General features: G+C 63.2%; 11 protein-coding genes. 2 read left to right on the top strand and 9 right to left on the bottom strand.

The window, feature by feature from the left end; all coding sequences use genetic code 11:
* Positions 1-50 precede the first annotated feature (50 nt).
* From N6L25_RS10460 to N6L25_RS10430, 7 genes are all read right to left on the bottom strand, one after another.
* Complete coding sequence (locus N6L25_RS10460) at positions 51-371, bottom strand: DUF2288 domain-containing protein (RefSeq protein WP_271979951.1); 321 nt, start codon at positions 369-371, stop codon at positions 51-53.
* Positions 372-506: 135 nt separating this feature from the next.
* Positions 507-896, bottom strand: coding sequence for a response regulator (locus N6L25_RS10455; protein WP_271979949.1), 390 nt, complete (start codon positions 894-896; stop codon positions 507-509).
* 8 nt (positions 897-904) lie between these two features.
* On the bottom strand, positions 905-3,898 hold the full coding sequence (locus tag N6L25_RS10450; RefSeq protein ID WP_271979947.1) for a GAF domain-containing protein: 2,994 nt from the start codon (positions 3,896-3,898) through the stop codon (positions 905-907).
* Positions 3,899-3,962: 64 nt separating this feature from the next.
* The gene (locus tag N6L25_RS10445) at positions 3,963-5,117 is read right to left on the bottom strand and encodes an HDOD domain-containing protein (protein WP_271979945.1); all 1,155 of its coding nucleotides are present in this window, start codon (positions 5,115-5,117) and stop codon (positions 3,963-3,965) included.
* The gene (locus tag N6L25_RS10440) at positions 5,114-6,787 is read right to left on the bottom strand and encodes a diguanylate cyclase (protein WP_271979943.1); all 1,674 of its coding nucleotides are present in this window, start codon (positions 6,785-6,787) and stop codon (positions 5,114-5,116) included. The genes N6L25_RS10445 and N6L25_RS10440 overlap by 4 nt, the downstream gene beginning before the upstream one ends.
* Positions 6,788-6,909: 122 nt before the next feature.
* A complete protein-coding gene (gene acnA / locus N6L25_RS10435; protein ID WP_271979941.1) occupies positions 6,910-9,687 on the bottom strand; it encodes an aconitate hydratase AcnA in 2,778 nt (925 codons plus the stop codon).
* Positions 9,688-9,837: 150 nt separating this feature from the next.
* Positions 9,838-11,628, bottom strand: coding sequence for an ABC transporter ATP-binding protein (locus N6L25_RS10430; RefSeq protein WP_271980009.1), 1,791 nt, complete (start codon positions 11,626-11,628; stop codon positions 9,838-9,840).
* A gap of 360 nt (positions 11,629-11,988) precedes the next feature.
* On the opposite strand from N6L25_RS10430, the gene N6L25_RS10425 reads away from it, so the two are divergent.
* Positions 11,989-12,678, top strand: a complete 690-nt coding sequence (locus N6L25_RS10425; protein ID WP_271979939.1) for a nitroreductase — start codon at positions 11,989-11,991, stop codon at positions 12,676-12,678.
* 15 nt (positions 12,679-12,693) lie between these two features.
* Complete coding sequence (locus tag N6L25_RS10420) at positions 12,694-14,121, top strand: hypothetical protein (protein ID WP_271979938.1); 1,428 nt, start codon at positions 12,694-12,696, stop codon at positions 14,119-14,121.
* Between the two features lie 340 nt (positions 14,122-14,461).
* On the opposite strand, the gene N6L25_RS10415 is transcribed toward N6L25_RS10420, so the two are convergent.
* Both N6L25_RS10415 and N6L25_RS10410 read right to left on the bottom strand, forming a co-directional pair.
* Positions 14,462-15,241: an enoyl-CoA hydratase/isomerase family protein gene (locus tag N6L25_RS10415; protein ID WP_271979936.1), complete on the bottom strand. Its 780-nt coding sequence runs from the start codon at positions 15,239-15,241 to the stop codon at positions 14,462-14,464.
* Positions 15,242-15,299: 58 nt separating this feature from the next.
* Positions 15,300-16,367, bottom strand: coding sequence for an acyl-CoA dehydrogenase (locus N6L25_RS10410; protein WP_271979934.1), 1,068 nt, complete (start codon positions 16,365-16,367; stop codon positions 15,300-15,302).
* Between the last annotated feature and the right edge of the window lie 40 nt (positions 16,368-16,407).

Raw genomic sequence — 16,407 nt, 5'->3', positions numbered from 1 at the left:
TGGGGTGGCAGGACCTGGGGTGACCGGGCCTGGGCTGACCGGGACTGGAGTCAGTGCAGCTCCTGGCTGTCGCGGTCCTGCACCAGCACCCAGGGCGCGATAACCACCGCCCAAAGCTCGGCATTGCAGTCATACCAGGACTGGGCCAGGTCCGTCGGCACATCACCCACCGTGCCCGCCTGCAGCCAGGCCTCAAACTGTTGCTTGTTGTCCGCCACCAGCTCTGCGGCCACATCCAGCAGGTCCAGCTCAGCCGCCACCCGCACCACGTGGCCACGGGCGTAGTAGGTCTGCAGGTCGTGCCAGCCTATCCGGGAGGTCTCAAGATTCAGTTTGTCCTTCAGCTCATCCCGGGAAAGATGGGGTGACATGGCGTGCCTCTACAATCAGTTGGTTCAGGTATCAGTCGGTTCAGGTATCGGTCGGCTCAGGAAACCGGTAATCGATGACGGCCCGCACCTGTCGGCGGAGCCCCCACAACGACCATTATCTCCATTTGGCCTACGTTATTCACCCCTGTGTCGTTGCCAGATCGCCCGGACCGTGTCGGACAGGGTCATCGGATCGAACGGCTTGGCAATGACATCGATGGCGCCCAGCGCCTTGTAGGCCTCCACCTCCGAGGGCTGCACCTTGGCGGTCATGAACGCCACCGGAATGCCGGCCAATAGCGGGTTTTGCCGTAGCGCCTGCAGGGTTTCCGGGCCATCGAGCCGGGGCATCATGACATCCAGCAGGATCAGGTCGGGCTGGAATGCCTCTGCCGAATCCAGCGCCTGCTCGCCCGACTCGCACAACTGCACCTCGAACCCTCCCACCGCCGATAGCGCCAGTTCCGCCACCGCCCGGATATCCGGTTCGTCCTCAACGTACATGATTCGCTTCAGTTCCGTCATAGCTACGCTTACTCTCCACTGGCATGTTTGATGATTTGTCGCGGCAGATCCACGTAGAAGGTGGCCCCGCCCCCGGGGGTGTTGCAATAGCCAATCGCGCCGCCCATTCGCTCCATGAGTTGCTTACTGATGGCCAGGCCCAGCCCGGTACCACCCACCTGGCGGGAATCCGAGCCGTCGGCCTGGGCAAAGGCACTGAACAGCCGATCATGAAAATGCTCCGGCACCCCCTCGCCCTGATCCACCACGCTCACCCGCACCTGATCGTCGTGCTGGTTGACCCTCACCTGCACAATGCCATCGGCAGGCGAGAACTTGATGGCGTTGGACAGCAGGTTGGTTATGACCTGGGTAAACCGCTTCGGATCCACCGACACCTCCGTCTCAGAGCCAGCAGGCTCCAGTACACACTGCACCCCGAAGCGCTCGGCGTAGGTGCGATTGTCGGCCAGGATCTGGGCCAGCAGAGGCCCCAGCGCCTGGCGCTCCAGGGTGAGCGGCATCATGCCGGCAACCAACTTCTCCATGTCGAGAATGTCGTTGATCAGTTCGGTAAGCCGCTCGCTGTTGCGCAGCGCCAGATCGACCATGTCGCCGGCCTTGTCCGGCAAGACCCCGCCCACGCCCTTGCTGACCATTGCCAGCGCCGCCGAGATGGCGGTCAACGGTGTCCGCAGCTCATGGCTGACGGTGGAAACGAACTGCCGCTGCATGGTCGCCAGGCGCTTGCGTTCGGTGATGTCCTCAATAATCGACCAGATCAGCCGGCGACCGGAATGTTCCTCAATCAGCATACCGTGCAGGATCACCGGAAAACGGGAGCCGTCACTACGGACGTACTCTTTCTCGAAGGGGCCGTAGTTGCCCTGGCTCAGCAAGGTGTCCCGCTGCTGGACTTCTTCCGCCTCATAGCCCGGTGGAGTGATCTCCCAGTAACTGAGCCCCAGCAGTTCGTCGCGGGCATAACCGGTCGACTCCAGCAGGGCGTCGTTGACCTCGACAAAGCGCCCGGTATCGAATTCAATCAGCGCGATGCCTACCGGCGACAACTCGAACAGGCCCCGCAGTCGCGCCTCACGCTCGGTGAGCTTGAGTTCCGCCGCCTTTTGCTGGCTGATGTCGCTGTGGGTACCGGTCATCAGCAACGGCTGGCCATCGCCGGTCCAGCCCATGACCCGCCCCCGGGCCTGAATCCAGACCCAGTCACCGTGCTTGTGACTCATGCGGAAGGTAACGTCGTAATAGGGCAGTTCACCGGAGAAGTGCAGCCGTTGCATCTCCTCGACCCCGGGGCGGTCGTCAGGGTGGACCAGCCGGCGCCAGGTCTCGATGGAGAGCGGTTCCAGCTCGGCCAGGCGATAACCGACGATGTCCGCCCAGCGCTCGTTCAGTATGAGCTCACCGGTTTGCACGTTCCACTCCCAGGTTCCGATGTCGGTGGCTTCGATCACCGACTCCAGCCGCCGTTCGCTCTCCCGTTGTTGGCGTTGGAGCCGTGACGCCTCCATCAGTTGGCCCACGGTACGGAGCATGGGACGCAGTTCCCGGGCCAGGGATTCCAGGTAACCGTCAGGACGATTGGCCAAGCCGATCATGCCCACCAGGCGATTACCATGATGGATTGGCAAGCCCAGGAAACAATGAATGGTGGGATGGCCCTGCGGCACCCCGGAGCTGCGGGGGTCCTGAACAAGGTCGTTGGAAAGCACCGACTGCCCGGTGGTAATGACGTGACCAAACAGATTGTCCAGATTGCGGAACTCCAACCCCTCGGCGATGTTGTCCTCGTAGAACGCCCTGGAGGCATCGTCCCAGGCCAGGTTGGTGATGGTGTTGGTCTTGAGGTACGGCTGGCCCTCAGGGTCCTTGAGGATTTCCCCGATAAAACCATACTCGCTTTGGGTGAACTGCAGGATCTCGTCCAACAATTCGGCAAAGGCCTGGCGATGATCCGGCCGATTGATGAAGGTTTCCTGAGCCCGGCTGACCGCCATTTCCACCGCTCGCAACCGGGCCAGTGCGTTATCCACCTCCCAGCGGTCCAGCAGCGCGCCGACCCAACCGGCCAGCAGGCGGACGAACTGATAGTCGAAGTCGATGAAGCCGGAGGGGATACGCGAATCCGGTGACGAGAAGTTCAGTGTGCCGTAGAGCTGCCCCCCCACCTTGAGCGGTATGCCGATGTAGCTCTCCAGGCCGAACGCCCGATAACAGGGGTGCTCGGCGTATTCCGACTGCCCCATGCAGTCGATGGCCAGGATGCGGGTGGCCTTCAGTGTCAGACTGCAATAGGTACTGGCCAGGCTGAAGGTCTGGCCGTCCTGCAGGGTGCCCTCAGGCGACACCTGGACTTGCACGGTGTAAGTGTCGTCGTCAATGGCACTGATGATACCGAACGGCAACCGCAGATACTCGCAGCCCAGAGTCAGCCCTTCCCGCAGGCAGGACTGCAGATCGCTGCGAGAGTCGGTCCGAATCGCCGCCAACGCTTCCAGGGTGCGGTAGTAACGCTGCCGCAGGTTCTTGCCGATTTCCTCCTCGACACAGTCCGCCAGATCTCGCAGGGCCTGGCGGTCATCGTCGGGAAAAACCCGCGGCTGACTATCGATCACACACAGGGTGCCGAGGCGAAAGCCGTCCGGGGAACGCAGGGGGGCGCCGGCGTAGAAACGGATCTCCGGCTGGTCGGTCACCAGCGGGTTGTCGGCGAAACGGGGATCGCTGAGCGTGTCCTCCACCACAAACACGTCCGGCTGGAGAATGGCATGACCACAGAAGGAGATATCCCGGGGCGTTTCGCTCGCGTCCAGGCCCTGACGGGACTTGAACCACTGCCGGTTACGGTCCACCAGAGACACCAGGGCAATTTCAACGCCAAAACCACTGCGTGCGACCCGGGTCAGACGGTCAAAGCGCTCATCTGGCCCCGTATCCAATAACCCGGTGGCGTATAGCGACCGCATCCGTTCAACTTCATTGTCGGGTATCGCCGGTGCTCTCACTACTGCCCTCCTGGCGCGCTCATTGTGGGGTTCCATCAAACGGGTTCACTGCGGAGTCAGCCCCCTACTCGCTGGCGTCCTTGGCGTTGGCATAGTCTTCCGGGTCCAGGCCGGCAAAGCGTAACAACCGCTGACACTCGGCGCTCTCGCCCTGGCCCTGGCCGATCATCGAGGCGGCACGCATGACGATGCGGTCCTGGCGGGCGTTGCCCCGCGGCAGAAAATGGATGGCGCCAATCAGCTCACGCAGGTCCAGCGGCAATCGCCACACCACCTTGAGCCGGTTGCCGCAGGGCTGAGCCCAGTCACCCAGAGCCTGCTCAATACGCTCGTCGCTCAGGCTGCCACCGTTGTTCAAATATTGCTGCAAGACGCTTAACACCACTAACTCTCCGGCCCGGCTCAGCAGTCCGGCGGTGAACGCCTTGGGCTCCGATACCGCGAGCTTGCGAAACATTTGCTGGGCGTGACGACCAACCTCCTCGCATTGCCGCTGGTAGGCTTCCGCCCGTTCCCGCAAGCGCGGGTCACTGAGGGTATGGGTGGCATCCATGGCCAGGCCCAGGGCCAGGTTCAGCGACATTTTGGTGCCAATCAGCCGGATCGCCTCCGCCAGTGTACCCACCGGCTCACCGGTGGCACGGTAGGAACTGGCGTTGGCCACATCCAGCAACCGGGTGGTGAGCCCGGTTTCATCCCGCCAGCGTTCCGCCAACTGGGTGGCATCCAGCGTTTCCGGGCGCTCCATCAAGGTCAGGATTTCGCTGGGCTCCAGGGTGGTGGGCAACTGAAAATGACCGTTACAGACCGCCGTCAGCATCTGCTCCAGATCTTCGCACGGCTCATCCGGCTCTGCCTCCGGCGGAAAGATGGACTTGAGCCGATCACGCACCATTTCCACCTTGAACGGTTTACCGATGAAGCCGCTGATGCGGTGGTGGGCGGCCGCCAGCACCGATTCCCGGTCGGACCGTCCGGAAATCATCAGCACCGGCACCTCGTGGTCCTGCTGGCGGATGTAACGCACCACGTCCAGCCCCGAACCGTCGGGCAAGTTCCAATCGCAAATAACCAACTGGAAGCGATCCGGTTCCCAGGCCTGCTTGGCTTCCGTCACCGAGCTGACGATGCAGGCGTCAAAACGGGCGTAGAGGCCGGCAAGGATGGTCTCCAGCAGTTCCGCCATCAGCAGATCGTCCTCCAGAATCAGCGCCTTCATGACGGCGCGGTCTCCCGACGGGGTTCGGGATGGGGCTTTTGATACAGGGTGACCCCGTTACGGCCCTGAGCCTTGCGCTGGTACAACGCCTGATCGGCAGCGTCCAGGGCGGCCTCGGCACTGTTGAAATCCTGCAGCAAGGAAACTCCAACGCTCAGGGTGACGCGAAAATCGACGGCCTGGTGACTGAACATCAGACCGGCGAACTGGTCACACACATCTTGCATGATGGTCTGGGCCTTGTTCAGCGGACAATCCGGCAGGATCACCACGAACTCTTCACCACCGTAACGGCCAATGGCATCGGTTTTACGCAATCGGTGCCTCAGCAGGTTCGCCAACGCTCGAATCACGGTATCGCCGGTGGCATGGCCGAAAGTGTCATTTACCGATTTGAAGTGATCCAGATCCAACATAGCCACGCTGGCATCCGTCCCATGGCGTAGGCAGCGGGCGAACTCCTTCTGCAGTTCCTGCTTGATGGTGGGGTGTTTCAGCAGCCCAGTGAGGCCGTCCCGGGTCGCCAGCCGGGCAAGCTGGCGGGCGCGGTTACAGCGGGCTCGCACCACATTCGCCAATCGCTGGTCAGAAATCGGTTTCTCAATGAAATCGTCTGCCCCTTGGGCCAGGGCGGCGATCTGCTCGTCCCGGTCCTGTTCCGAGGACAGATAAACGATGGGCAATCCCAACCATTCCGGCTGAAAACGGATCAACCGCGCCAGGCTGACACCGGAATAACGCCCCATGTGGATGTCCATCAGGAGCAGATCCGGTCGAAATTCGGCCAATTGGGAGACCACTTCCGCCGGCTGCGTAACCACCACCACCTCCATGCCGGCTGCGGACAGCACCAAACGATAGTGCTCTGCCAATTGCTCGTCGTCGTCAACTATCACAACCCTGCCCCCGGCACTGTCGTCCCGCTCCTGGTTGAGTTGCTCGATCCGGTCCGCCAACGCAGGCACATCCACCGGGACGGTACATAACCCGCCAGCGCCAGCCTCGGCGATGCGATAGCGGGTCTCGAACGACGCTTTGCGGGACAGATAAATCAATGGCCTGACCGGATTGGGCTCATCCTCGGGTTCCACTGCCGCGAACCGATCCAGGAAACAGGCATTGACGATCACCGCGGCAGTGTCGAGCCGATTGCTGGCTCCCGCAGATTGGTGGGCATCCGGACTGGGGTAGATGGTCACATCGTAGCCATAGCGAGAAAGTCCGCTCACCAGCTCGCGAGCGATGCTATCGTCGGGCTCAATCAGATCAACTCCCTGCCGGGTCATTTCCAACGCGTCCGCCACCTGATTATCCAATACCGGAATCGCACTACTCCCGGCATCGGCAGAGAGCAGTTCTTTCAGGCCCTCGAGCTGTCGCAGAAACTCATCGGCAGGAAGTGCCCCGCCCCCTTCCGAGACCGACTTGAGCTTAAGTTCCAGCTCCCGGGCTTGACGCCCCAGAGCCTGGAACCCAAAGGTACCCGCCGAGCCGGCAAGACGGTGCAGCCACTCGTAACCCTCCTGTGCGAGTTCCCCGCGCACGGTCCGCTCCGCGCTTGATCGAAACTGTCCGGTAAACTGCTCAAGCTCCAGGGTGACTCGGGTGACAAACTTCGACTTGAGCACTTCAAGCTTTTGCACCACATCCTGGTATCCGCCCTTTGCCATCCAAATTCCCCTGTCCGCTTCGGCCCGCCCCACGACCGGGCGATCAGCCAGTTATTATCACACTATAGTCGTCAAAATCGCCGCTGACGATGGGATCTGCCCCCGGATGCCGCCAGCGGCCTTCACTCGGCAGCGGCCCCATGCCCGGCAATCATCTCCCGCACCACGTAGTGGAGGATACCGCCATGGCGGAAGTAAGTCGCCTCATTGGCGGTGTCTATGCGCGACAGCAACTCGCAGGTTTCGCTGTGGCCGTCGGGGTAACGGACGGTCATGGTCACACTGGCGCCAGGCCGGATGTCGCCGGCCAGTCCGGCGATGTCGATGGTTTCATCCCCGCTCAGTGTGAGGCTCTGACGACCGCTGCCCTCGGCGAACTGCAACGGCATCACCCCCATGCCGATGAGGTTGGAGCGGTGGATGCGCTCGAACGACTCCGCCACCACGGCCTTAATGCCCAGCAACCGGGTGCCCTTGGCGGCCCAGTCCCGGCTGGAGCCGGTGCCGTACTCCTTGCCGGCGATCACCACCAGTGGAGTATTATCGGCGACATAGGCCATGGCGGCATCGTAGATCGCCATTTGCTTGCCGCTTGGCAGGTGACGGGTGTAACCCCCTTCCACATCGTCCAGCATCTCGTTGCGAATGCGAACGTTGGCGAACGTGCCCCGCATCATGACCTCATGGTTGCCGCGGCGGGAACCATAGGAATTGAAATCCTTGGGCGCGACACCCTGCCGTTGCAGGTATTCCCCCGCCGGGCTGTCCGCCCTGATCGACCCCGCCGGAGAAATGTGGTCGGTGGTCACTGAATCCCCCAACAGGGCGAGAATGCGGGCACCTTTGATATCCTCGATGGCTTCCGGCGCCGCACCCATGCCGTCAAAAAACGGCGGGTGCCGAACGTAGGTGGAGTCCTCCGACCACTGATAGACCTTGCTGGCAGGCACCTGGATCGACTGCCAGGTGGCGTCACCGGCAAACACCTCACTGTACTCCCGGTGGAACATTTCGCTGTTGACCTTCGCCACCGCCTCGGCGATTTCCTGCTGGCTGGGCCAGATGTCCTTCAGGTACACCGGCTGGCCATTGCTGTCGCTGGCCAGCGGCTCCCGGGTCAGGTCGATCCGGACATTGCCGGCCAGGGCAAAGGCCACCACCAGCGGCGGCGACGCCAGCCAGTTGGTTTTCACCAGCGGGTGCACCCGGCCCTCGAAGTTGCGGTTACCGGACAACACCGATGCCACCGCCAGATCGCCCTGCTCAATGGCCTGCTCGATGGGCTCCAGCAACGGCCCCGAGTTACCGATACAGGTGGTGCAGCCGTACCCCACCAGGTTGAAGCCGAGCCGGTCCAGTGCCTGTTGGTAGCCGCTCACCTTCAGGTAATCGGTCACCACCTTGGACCCCGGCGCCAACGACGTCTTGACCCAGGGCTTGGTGTTCAGCCCCCGTTGCACCGCTTTCTCCGCCAGCAGCCCAGCGGCCATCATCACGCTGGGGTTGGAGGTGTTGGTGCAGGAGGTAATGGCGGCGATCACCACCGCGCCCGGATCGAGTCGGTACACTTCGCCGTCCAGGTTGATGTCCTGACTGGAATGGTGCCAGTAACTGTCCTCAACCCCCACCGCGGTCTGGCCCCCTTCCGACATCAGGTTGACGTTGTTGGCGTCAGCCTGGTCGCCATTCGCGGTCGCCATCACCAGTTCAAACGCCGACCGTATGGCGGTCAGGGCAACCCGGTCCTGAGGCCGCTTGGGGCCGGCCAGGCTGGCCTCCACGTTGCCCATATCCAGTTCCAGGGTGGCGGTATAGAGCGGGTTGCGTCCGGGCTCGCGCCACAGCCCCTGGGCCTTGGCGTAGGCTTCCACCAACGCCACCTGCTGCTCGTCGCGGCCAGTCAGCCGCAGATAGCTCAGGGTCTGGTCGTCCACCGGGAAGAAGCCGCAGGTGGCACCATATTCCGGGGCCATGTTGGCGATGGTGGCACGGTCCGCCACCGGCATGGCCTTGAGACCATCGCCATAGAACTCGACAAACTTGCCCACCACGCCCTGCTGGCGCAACATCTCGGTTACGGTCAGTACCAGATCGGTGGCGGTGATGCCTTCGCGCAGCTTGCCGGTGATCTTGAACCCCACCACTTCCGGGATCAGCATGGACACCGGCTGGCCCAGCATGGCGGCTTCCGCCTCGATGCCGCCCACCCCCCAGCCGAGAATGCCGAGGCCATTGATCATGGTGGTGTGGGAGTCGGTCCCCACCAGGGTGTCGGGGAAGGCGAAGGTTTTGCCGTCCTGCTCCCGAGTCCACACGGTCTTGCCCAGGTATTCCAGGTTGACTTGATGGCAAATGCCGGTACCCGGTGGCACCACCCGGAAGTTGTCGAAAGCCTGCTGGCCCCAGCGCAGGAACTCGTAACGCTCGCGATTGCGCTCCATCTCGATGGCGACGTTGTCCCTGAAGGCGCTGGCGTTGCCAAACTTGTCCACCATCACCGAATGGTCGATCACCAGATCCACCGGCGACAGCGGGTTGATCAACGCCGGGTCCTTGCCCGCCGCCGCGACCGCCTGACGCATGGCCGCCAGATCCACCACGCCGGGCACGCCGGTGAAATCCTGCATCAGCACCCGCGCTGGCCGGTACTGGATTTCGGTATCGGAGTGACGCTGCTCCAGCCACTGCGCCATGGCGTCGAGATGGCGACGCTCCACACTGTCGCCATCCTGGTGGCGCAGCAGGTTTTCCAGCAGCACTTTCAGGGAAAACGGCAGCTTGTCGAGCTGGCCGAGGGTTTCCGCCGCCTTGGGCAGGCTGAAGTAGTGATAACGCTGGCCACGGACATCAAGCAAGGCCAGAGTATCGATTGGGGCCGATGTAGAGCGATGGTTTGCCATGACGCACGTCCTTTTGGTCCAACTGGATGATTAAGGGGTGCCTGACCGCCGAGGCGGTCATTCAATCGCATACTCCACTATTACACCGAATGGGCTCGAAGAAAATGCTTCTATCAAGGGCGGCTCGGGATTGACGGAATCGCCGCGCCCTCAGTGTTGGCGGTCACCGTACAGCTGCGCGTAGAGACCCCGGCGGGCAATCAGTTCGTCGTGTCGGCCTTCCTCAATGATGCGACCGTCCTCGAACACGTAGGCCCGGTCTGCCTGTTTGACCGCACTGAGCCGGTGGGCAATGATCAGCGTGGTGCGCTGGCGCAGGAAGTCCTGCAGTTCCCGGTGCAGCTGGTATTCGGTTTCCGCATCCAGCGCCGAGGTGGCCTCATCGAGGATGACGATGGACGGGTCGGACAACACCATGCGGGCAATGGCCAGGCGCTGACGCTGGCCGCCGGACAGCCGCACGCCCTGGCGCCCGACCCGGGTTTCCAGCTGCTCCGGCATGGCCGCCACGGTGGCGTCCAGTTGAGCCACCTTGAGCGCCTGCCACAATTCCGTGTCCGGCTTGTGGCGGCCGAGGGTCAGGTTCTGGCGAATGGTGTCGTTGAACAGGGCCGGGTGCTGCAACACGGTGGCGACATGCTCCCGCAGGCAGGGCAGGCCAATTCGCTGCACCGGCACTCCACCAATCAACACCTGGCCGCGATGGGGGGTGTACATACCCAGCAACACCTGCACCAGGGTGGACTTGCCGCCACCGCTGGCGCCCACCACCGCCACCTTCTCCCCCGGTTCCAGATGCAAATTGATGCCCCGCAACACCTGTTCGCCCTCGCCGTAGCCGAAATGGATATCCCGCAGGGTCAGGCTCACGGTGTGGCGGTCCTTGAACGGGTTGTCCAGCGGCGGGTAGCGGGGCTCCTCATCCAGCGCCAGCAACCGGTTGACCCGGAACAGCGCGGCGTTGGCGGCGTAGTAAGCGTACTGCATGCTGAGGATTTCCTGCACCGGGGTAAGCATGAACCACAGGTAGCCAAAGATGGCGAACATCATGCCGATGCTCAGGTCACTGAGCAGCACGGTGACCATGGCGGCGGCGCGGAAAACATCGACGCCGAACTGGAACAGGGCAAAGCTGGCGCGGCTGGCGGCGTCGCTGCGCCACTCGAACTGAACGGCGTGATCGCGGACCTGACGGGCTCGCGCCACCAGCTGGCGCAGGTAGTGGCCTTCCCGATTGGCGGCGCGAAGCTGATGGATGGCATCGAGGGTTTCCGTAAGATCACCCTGGAACTCCTCATAGGCGGCGTTCTCCTTGCGCTTGAGCTCCTTCACCCGCTTGCCGATGATCATGGTGCTGAAAATCACCAGCGGATTGAACAGCAAAATCAGCAGCGCCAGCTGCCAATGCACCCACAGCAGAATCAGCGCCGTGCCCAGCACGGTCAGGCTGGCCACCAGGAAGCGGCTGATGGTGGTACCAATAAACTGGTCGATGGCGTCCAGATCGGTGACAAAATGGCTGCTCACCGCACCGGAACCCAGGGTCTCGTACTCCGCCATCGACACCCGCTGCATCCGGGCCAGCAACCGGGAGCGGATACGGAACACCACGTCCTTGGAAATCTTGGAGAATTCCCGCGACTGCAGCACATTGAAGCCCAGCGCCAGCACCCTCAACAGCAGCGCCAACACCACCATGGCGCCGATGTAGAGCACCGGCTGCTGCCAGCTTGCGGGCAACAGCCGGTCCATCACCGGCAGCACCGGCCCGGCCTGTCCCAGCAACACCTCATCCACCAACACCGGCAACAGCAACGGTAGCGGTACGCTCACCAGCGTCGCCAGCACCGCCAGCACGTTGGCCCTGACCAGACGCGGCCGATGCTTCAGCGCAAGCCTGGCGATGCCCCGCCAGCGGTAGCCCGACGCCGGCTGCGCCACCTGCCGGTTTGGCTCTAGCCGCAGTTTGGTATTCAACAGTTCCACACCCTTAGTTGTGCTTCATCGCGAATTGTGCTTCATTGCGAATTGTGCTTCATCGTGGATTAGCGTGACATCGACCACTGGCCGTGCCTGGCCCCGAACTCCGGGTCCTTGGTCAATCCCCTCTGCCCCCCGGCTGGGTCGAAATCGTTTCTTTCTGTGTTTCAGTCTAACTTCTGTGTTTCAGTCTAACTTAGCGCACTGCTAAATTCGCCCGACGCTCGTCATAGAATCTCGGCATAGCCGCTAGACAAATGTTGCGTTTCCCAGCCGGAGAGCGAGTTGGTAGAGTCAGTAGCAAGCTAAGGAGCCCTCTGTATGAACGCAATTACCCAGCCTGGGGTATCGGTGATCGATGCCATCTACCAGCGCCACTCGGTGCGCGGCTTTCGGCCCGATCCGGTGCCGGCCGACACTCTGCAACGGGTGTTCGAGCAGGCGCAACAAGCGCCCTCGAACTGCAACACCCAGCCCTGGAAAGTGCTGGTGGCCTCTGGCGCGTTGCGGGATTCCCTGCGCCAGGGATTTCTGGACAGGGCCCGCGCCGGCCTTCCGCAGACGCCGGACTTCAGTTATGTCGGCACCTTCGAGGGCGACTACCGCACCCGCCAGGTGGCCTGCGCCGTGGCCCTGTATGGCGAGATGGGAATTGAGCGCGGAGACCGGGAGGGTCGCCTGCGGGCGGCGCGGCGCAATTTCGAGTTTTTCGATGCCCCCCATGTGGCCTTCCTGTGTATGGATCGCAGCTTCGGCGCCACCATCGCCGTGGACGTGGGTATCTACGTTCAGACCCTGATGCTGGCGATGCAGGCCAATGGCATCGGCTCCTGCGCCATGGGCAGCCTGCGGGCCTACCCGGATCTGGTGCGCGATGCCTTCGGCGTGGACGACAGGCTGGGTGTGCTGTTCGGCCTCTGTTTTGGCTATGAGGACCCCGGCGTTGCCGCCAACCGCACCCGTACCGACCGCGAATCCGTGAGCGACGCCGTTGTCTTTCGCGACCGTTAGGCGGACCCTGTCGGCGTGACCAGCCAGGCACTGGCGTTTGCCGAATCCCAGGGTACGTTCTCGCCACGGCGGCTGGCGAGCCTGTGCCTGGTGCTGGCCTGTGCCTGCGCCATCGGCCGCCAGTTCGGTGCCGCCGACTGGCTCAGCATGGTATCCGGGAGCGCACTGGTGGCGTTTGTGGCGCTGCAGTGGTCGGCCATCGCCCGCACCTACCAGTTCTTCGCCCTGCTGGCCCTGATGCTTGCCGCGGTGTTGTGGTCCAGTGGCGCCATTACCCCGGCACAACTGATGGCGGCGGTGGATCGCGCGGCGTTCTTCACCTTCTTCCTGACAGCGTTGGCGGTACTCAAGGAAGCCGCCCAAAGCTCGCCGCTGGTTCGCCAATGCGGCACAGCCATGGTGCAGCAGCCGCCGGGACGGCGTTACCTGCTGATGACCCTGGGTGCCCACCTGTTCAGCATCATGCTCAACGTCGGCGCCCTCAACGTGCTCGGCACCATGGTGCAACGGGCCATCCGTCCCGGCCAGGATGCCGAGTCCAGACGCATCGCTGCCATTCGTAGCCGGCGTATGCTCACCGCCACTCTGCGCGGCTTTGCCGGCCTGCCGATGTGGTCCCCCACGTCGGTCACCATGCTGCTGGTATTGTCCGGCATTCCGGAGCTGAGTTGGGAAGCCTACGCGCCTTATGGTTTGGTGTGGTGCGCGCTGTTCATCCTCTGGGGCGCGGTGCTGGACCGCTGGTCCTACCCGCCACCCCAAACACCAGCCACCGGCAATGGCGGCGACCTGTTTCCGCTGCTGCCGCTGGCGCTGTTGGTGGCCCTGATTCCCGCCATCGCGCTGGCGCTGGCCTCGGTTACCCGCCTGGATCTGTTTCCCGCCCTGTTGATCTGCGCGCCGGTGATCGGTCTGGGCTGGATTGCCTGCCAGTATCGGCGGGCCGGACCCCGCCGGACCTCGGCCCTGGTGCAGCGCCGCATCGTGCGCTCGTTTCCCCGCACCTTCACCGATCAGCGCAACGAGGTGGTGCTGTTTGCCTCGTCCGGGTTTATCGGCGTGGTCCTGATTCCGCTGATCGATCCCCACTGGGCCAGTGCCTGGCTGCAGTCCGCCGGTATCGGTGATGCCGCTCTAATGAGCCTGGTCTCCCTGACCATGCTGCTGGGCTCCTTTATGGGCATCAACGCCATCATCACCGCGACGCTGATGCTCGGGGTGCTGCAGCAACTGCCCCATGTCCAGGTATCCGCGGTGGTGCAAGCCTCGGTGATTGCCATCACCTGGGCGGCGTTTGCCGGCGCCTCGCCGTTTACCGCCTCGTTGCGCTTCATCTCCCGGTTCGCCGCCGTCAAACCCCTGACCTTCGGCATCGTGTGGAACGGCCTGTTCAATGGCACGGTGTTGCTGGCGCTGCACATCAGCCTGTTCATCCTGCTTTGAGGCACCCTTCAAATCAGAGCGCCGCGCCCATGCGGCAAGCGGCTGATTGGCGGGCAGAGGGTTCACGGCGATCGTTTGGAGCGTTCGTTAAGGACTATCGCTTAGGACTATCGCTTAGGGCTATCGCTTAGGGCTATCGCTTAGAGCGATCGTTCAGGACTATGGTTGCGGACGATGTAGGAGCTTGCCAATCCGATCGGGGCAGAGGGTGAGGTCAGCAATCGGCGGAGGCTGTTGGGCGCACCATCGGTAACGCCCGGGTCATTGTCATGACGGCTGGAAGGGATGACCGATGGCACGAAGGGCAAATGGAAGGAATGGCGGCGGCAATGGGCCGCCGTCAGGATCGGCCAAACCGCCCCGGCCGCCGTTCGCTGACCGCGCGCGTGCCCTCTTGATGGTCCTCGGTGCGGGCCAGCCAGGCCTGTTCGTGAAACTCATGCTCGGTCTGGCGCTGCAGGGCCTCTACCCATCCCGCTCGCAAGGTGGCGCGGGTCGATTCCACCGCCAGCGGCGCGCCCTGGGCAATCTCCTGGGCCAGCGCAAGAGCCTCCTGGCGCACCGACGCCAGGTCGGTGAGCACGTCCGCCAAGCCCCAGTCATAGGCCTGCTGGCCGTTGATGCGGCGGCCGGTCAGCAGCATCAGGTTGGCCTTCTGCTGGCCGATGAGCCGGGGCAGCACCAGACTGATGCCAAAGCCGGGATGGATGCCCAGCTGGACAAAGTTGGCGGCAAACCGGGCCTCATGCGCCACCACCCGGAAATCCGGCACCAGCGCCAGGCCCAGGCCGCCGCCGATGGCCGCACCCTGGATGGCCCCGACCACCGGTTTGCGACATTGAAACAGCCGCACCGCGTTGCGGTAGAGGGCGATGGCGTTGTCGTCGGCGCCTTCATCGAACAGGCGGTTGTTGCCGGAAAAGTCGGCGCCGGCGCAGAACGCCTTGCCCTCGGCCGCCAGCACGATGGCGCGGCAACGGTCGTCCTGCTCCAGCGCGGCAAAGCATTCCGCCAGCTCGGCGATCAATACGGTGTCGAAAAAGTTGTACGGTGGCCGCCGGATTTCCACCTCGGCCACGTGACCGTGCCACGCGACGGCAATGTCTTGGTAATCAGTCACCCTTCTGTCCCCTCTCGATCTTTCGGTCTTTCGGTCTTTTAGTTTTAGGTCGCCGCCATCAGAAGCCCTGCGCGATGCTACTCCAGGCGCTCCGTTCGCCGTCACTGGCATCCCGCAACTGGGTCACCACATGGTGGCCCAAACGGCAGTTCCAGTAAAACTCCGAACCGGACTCGTCCCGCCAGCACCACACCCGACGGGAGTATTGCTGCAACGGGTATTCGTGACTGAAGCCCATGGCACCATGGGCCTGATGAGCCAGCTGGGTCACCTTACCGGCGGCCTCGGAGGTCACCGATTTGGCGGTGGCGACCGCCACCAGACGGGCCGACGGCTCAGCGCTCGGATCCGCCATGACCCGGGCCGCCTGTTCCACCGCCGCATTGGCCAGGGCGCTCTCGCCGGCCATCTCCGCCACCATGTGCTGGATGGCCTGAAATTTGGCCAAGGCCCGGCCGAACTGCTGCCGTTCCTGGACGTAAGTCACCGTCAATGCCACCATCCGTTCCAGTGCACCGGCGATCTGGTGCGCCCGCACCAACGCCGTCAGCGCCTGAATGTCATCGAGCTCAAGCTCGCTGGCGCCGGCTAGGGCAACAGGCTCGACACCGTTCAGAGTGACCTCATTGCGGGCTTCCCCGGCCAGGCTGCGTTGGTTGCCCAGGCTGCAGTCAACGGTTGCCACCACCGCCAGTTGCAAGCCATGATCCGTCTCCACCGGCAGCACCAGTTGCGGTAACCGGTCGGCAAACGCCACCGCTGCCAGCGTGCCATAAAGCCGGCCTGCCCTCAGCTGTACCGCCTCGGGCGAGACCAGGGCAAAGCCGGTGAGGGTCTCTGGCGCCTGGCCGGTGGCCCGGACCCACAGCCAGTTGGCAAGCATCACCTCCGCCAACGGCAACGGCAGGGCAAATCGCGCCGATTGCCGAATCAGCGCCAAGCCCAGTTCCAGCGACCCGCCGACGCCGCCGGCGTCTTCGCCAATCCACGCCAGCGGCAGCCCTGCTTCTTCAATGGCCCGCCACAATTCCACCGGATAGCACCCATCTTCGGCCTGGTTCACCCGCTCCGGTCCGCCATGATCGGCGAGTATCCGTTCCGCCGTGTCTAGAATGAGTTGATCCACCTGTTCCACTTTTTGTTACCTCAAACCGTTGTTGAGCTGG

The organism is Marinobacter sp. SS21, assembly GCF_028369065.1.
Taxonomy (GTDB): Bacteria; Pseudomonadota; Gammaproteobacteria; order Pseudomonadales; family Oleiphilaceae; genus Marinobacter.
Note: the sequence above shows the minus strand (reverse complement) of the source record. Positions and strands in the feature narration are given on the sequence as shown.

Bases quoted from the DNA above. Each gene is read 5' to 3' on its own strand.
- N6L25_RS10460 (WP_271979951.1), bottom strand. From the start codon at position 371: ATGTCACCCCATCTTTCCCGGGATGAGCTGAAGGACAAACTGAATCTT.
- N6L25_RS10455 (WP_271979949.1), bottom strand. From the start codon at position 896: ATGACGGAACTGAAGCGAATCATGTACGTTGAGGACGAACCGGATATC.
- N6L25_RS10445 (WP_271979945.1), bottom strand. From the start codon at position 5,117: ATGAAGGCGCTGATTCTGGAGGACGATCTGCTGATGGCGGAACTGCTG.
- N6L25_RS10440 (WP_271979943.1), bottom strand. From the start codon at position 6,787: ATGGCAAAGGGCGGATACCAGGATGTGGTGCAAAAGCTTGAAGTGCTC.
- acnA (WP_271979941.1), bottom strand. From the start codon at position 9,687: ATGGCAAACCATCGCTCTACATCGGCCCCAATCGATACTCTGGCCTTG.
- N6L25_RS10425 (WP_271979939.1), top strand. From the start codon at position 11,989: ATGAACGCAATTACCCAGCCTGGGGTATCGGTGATCGATGCCATCTAC.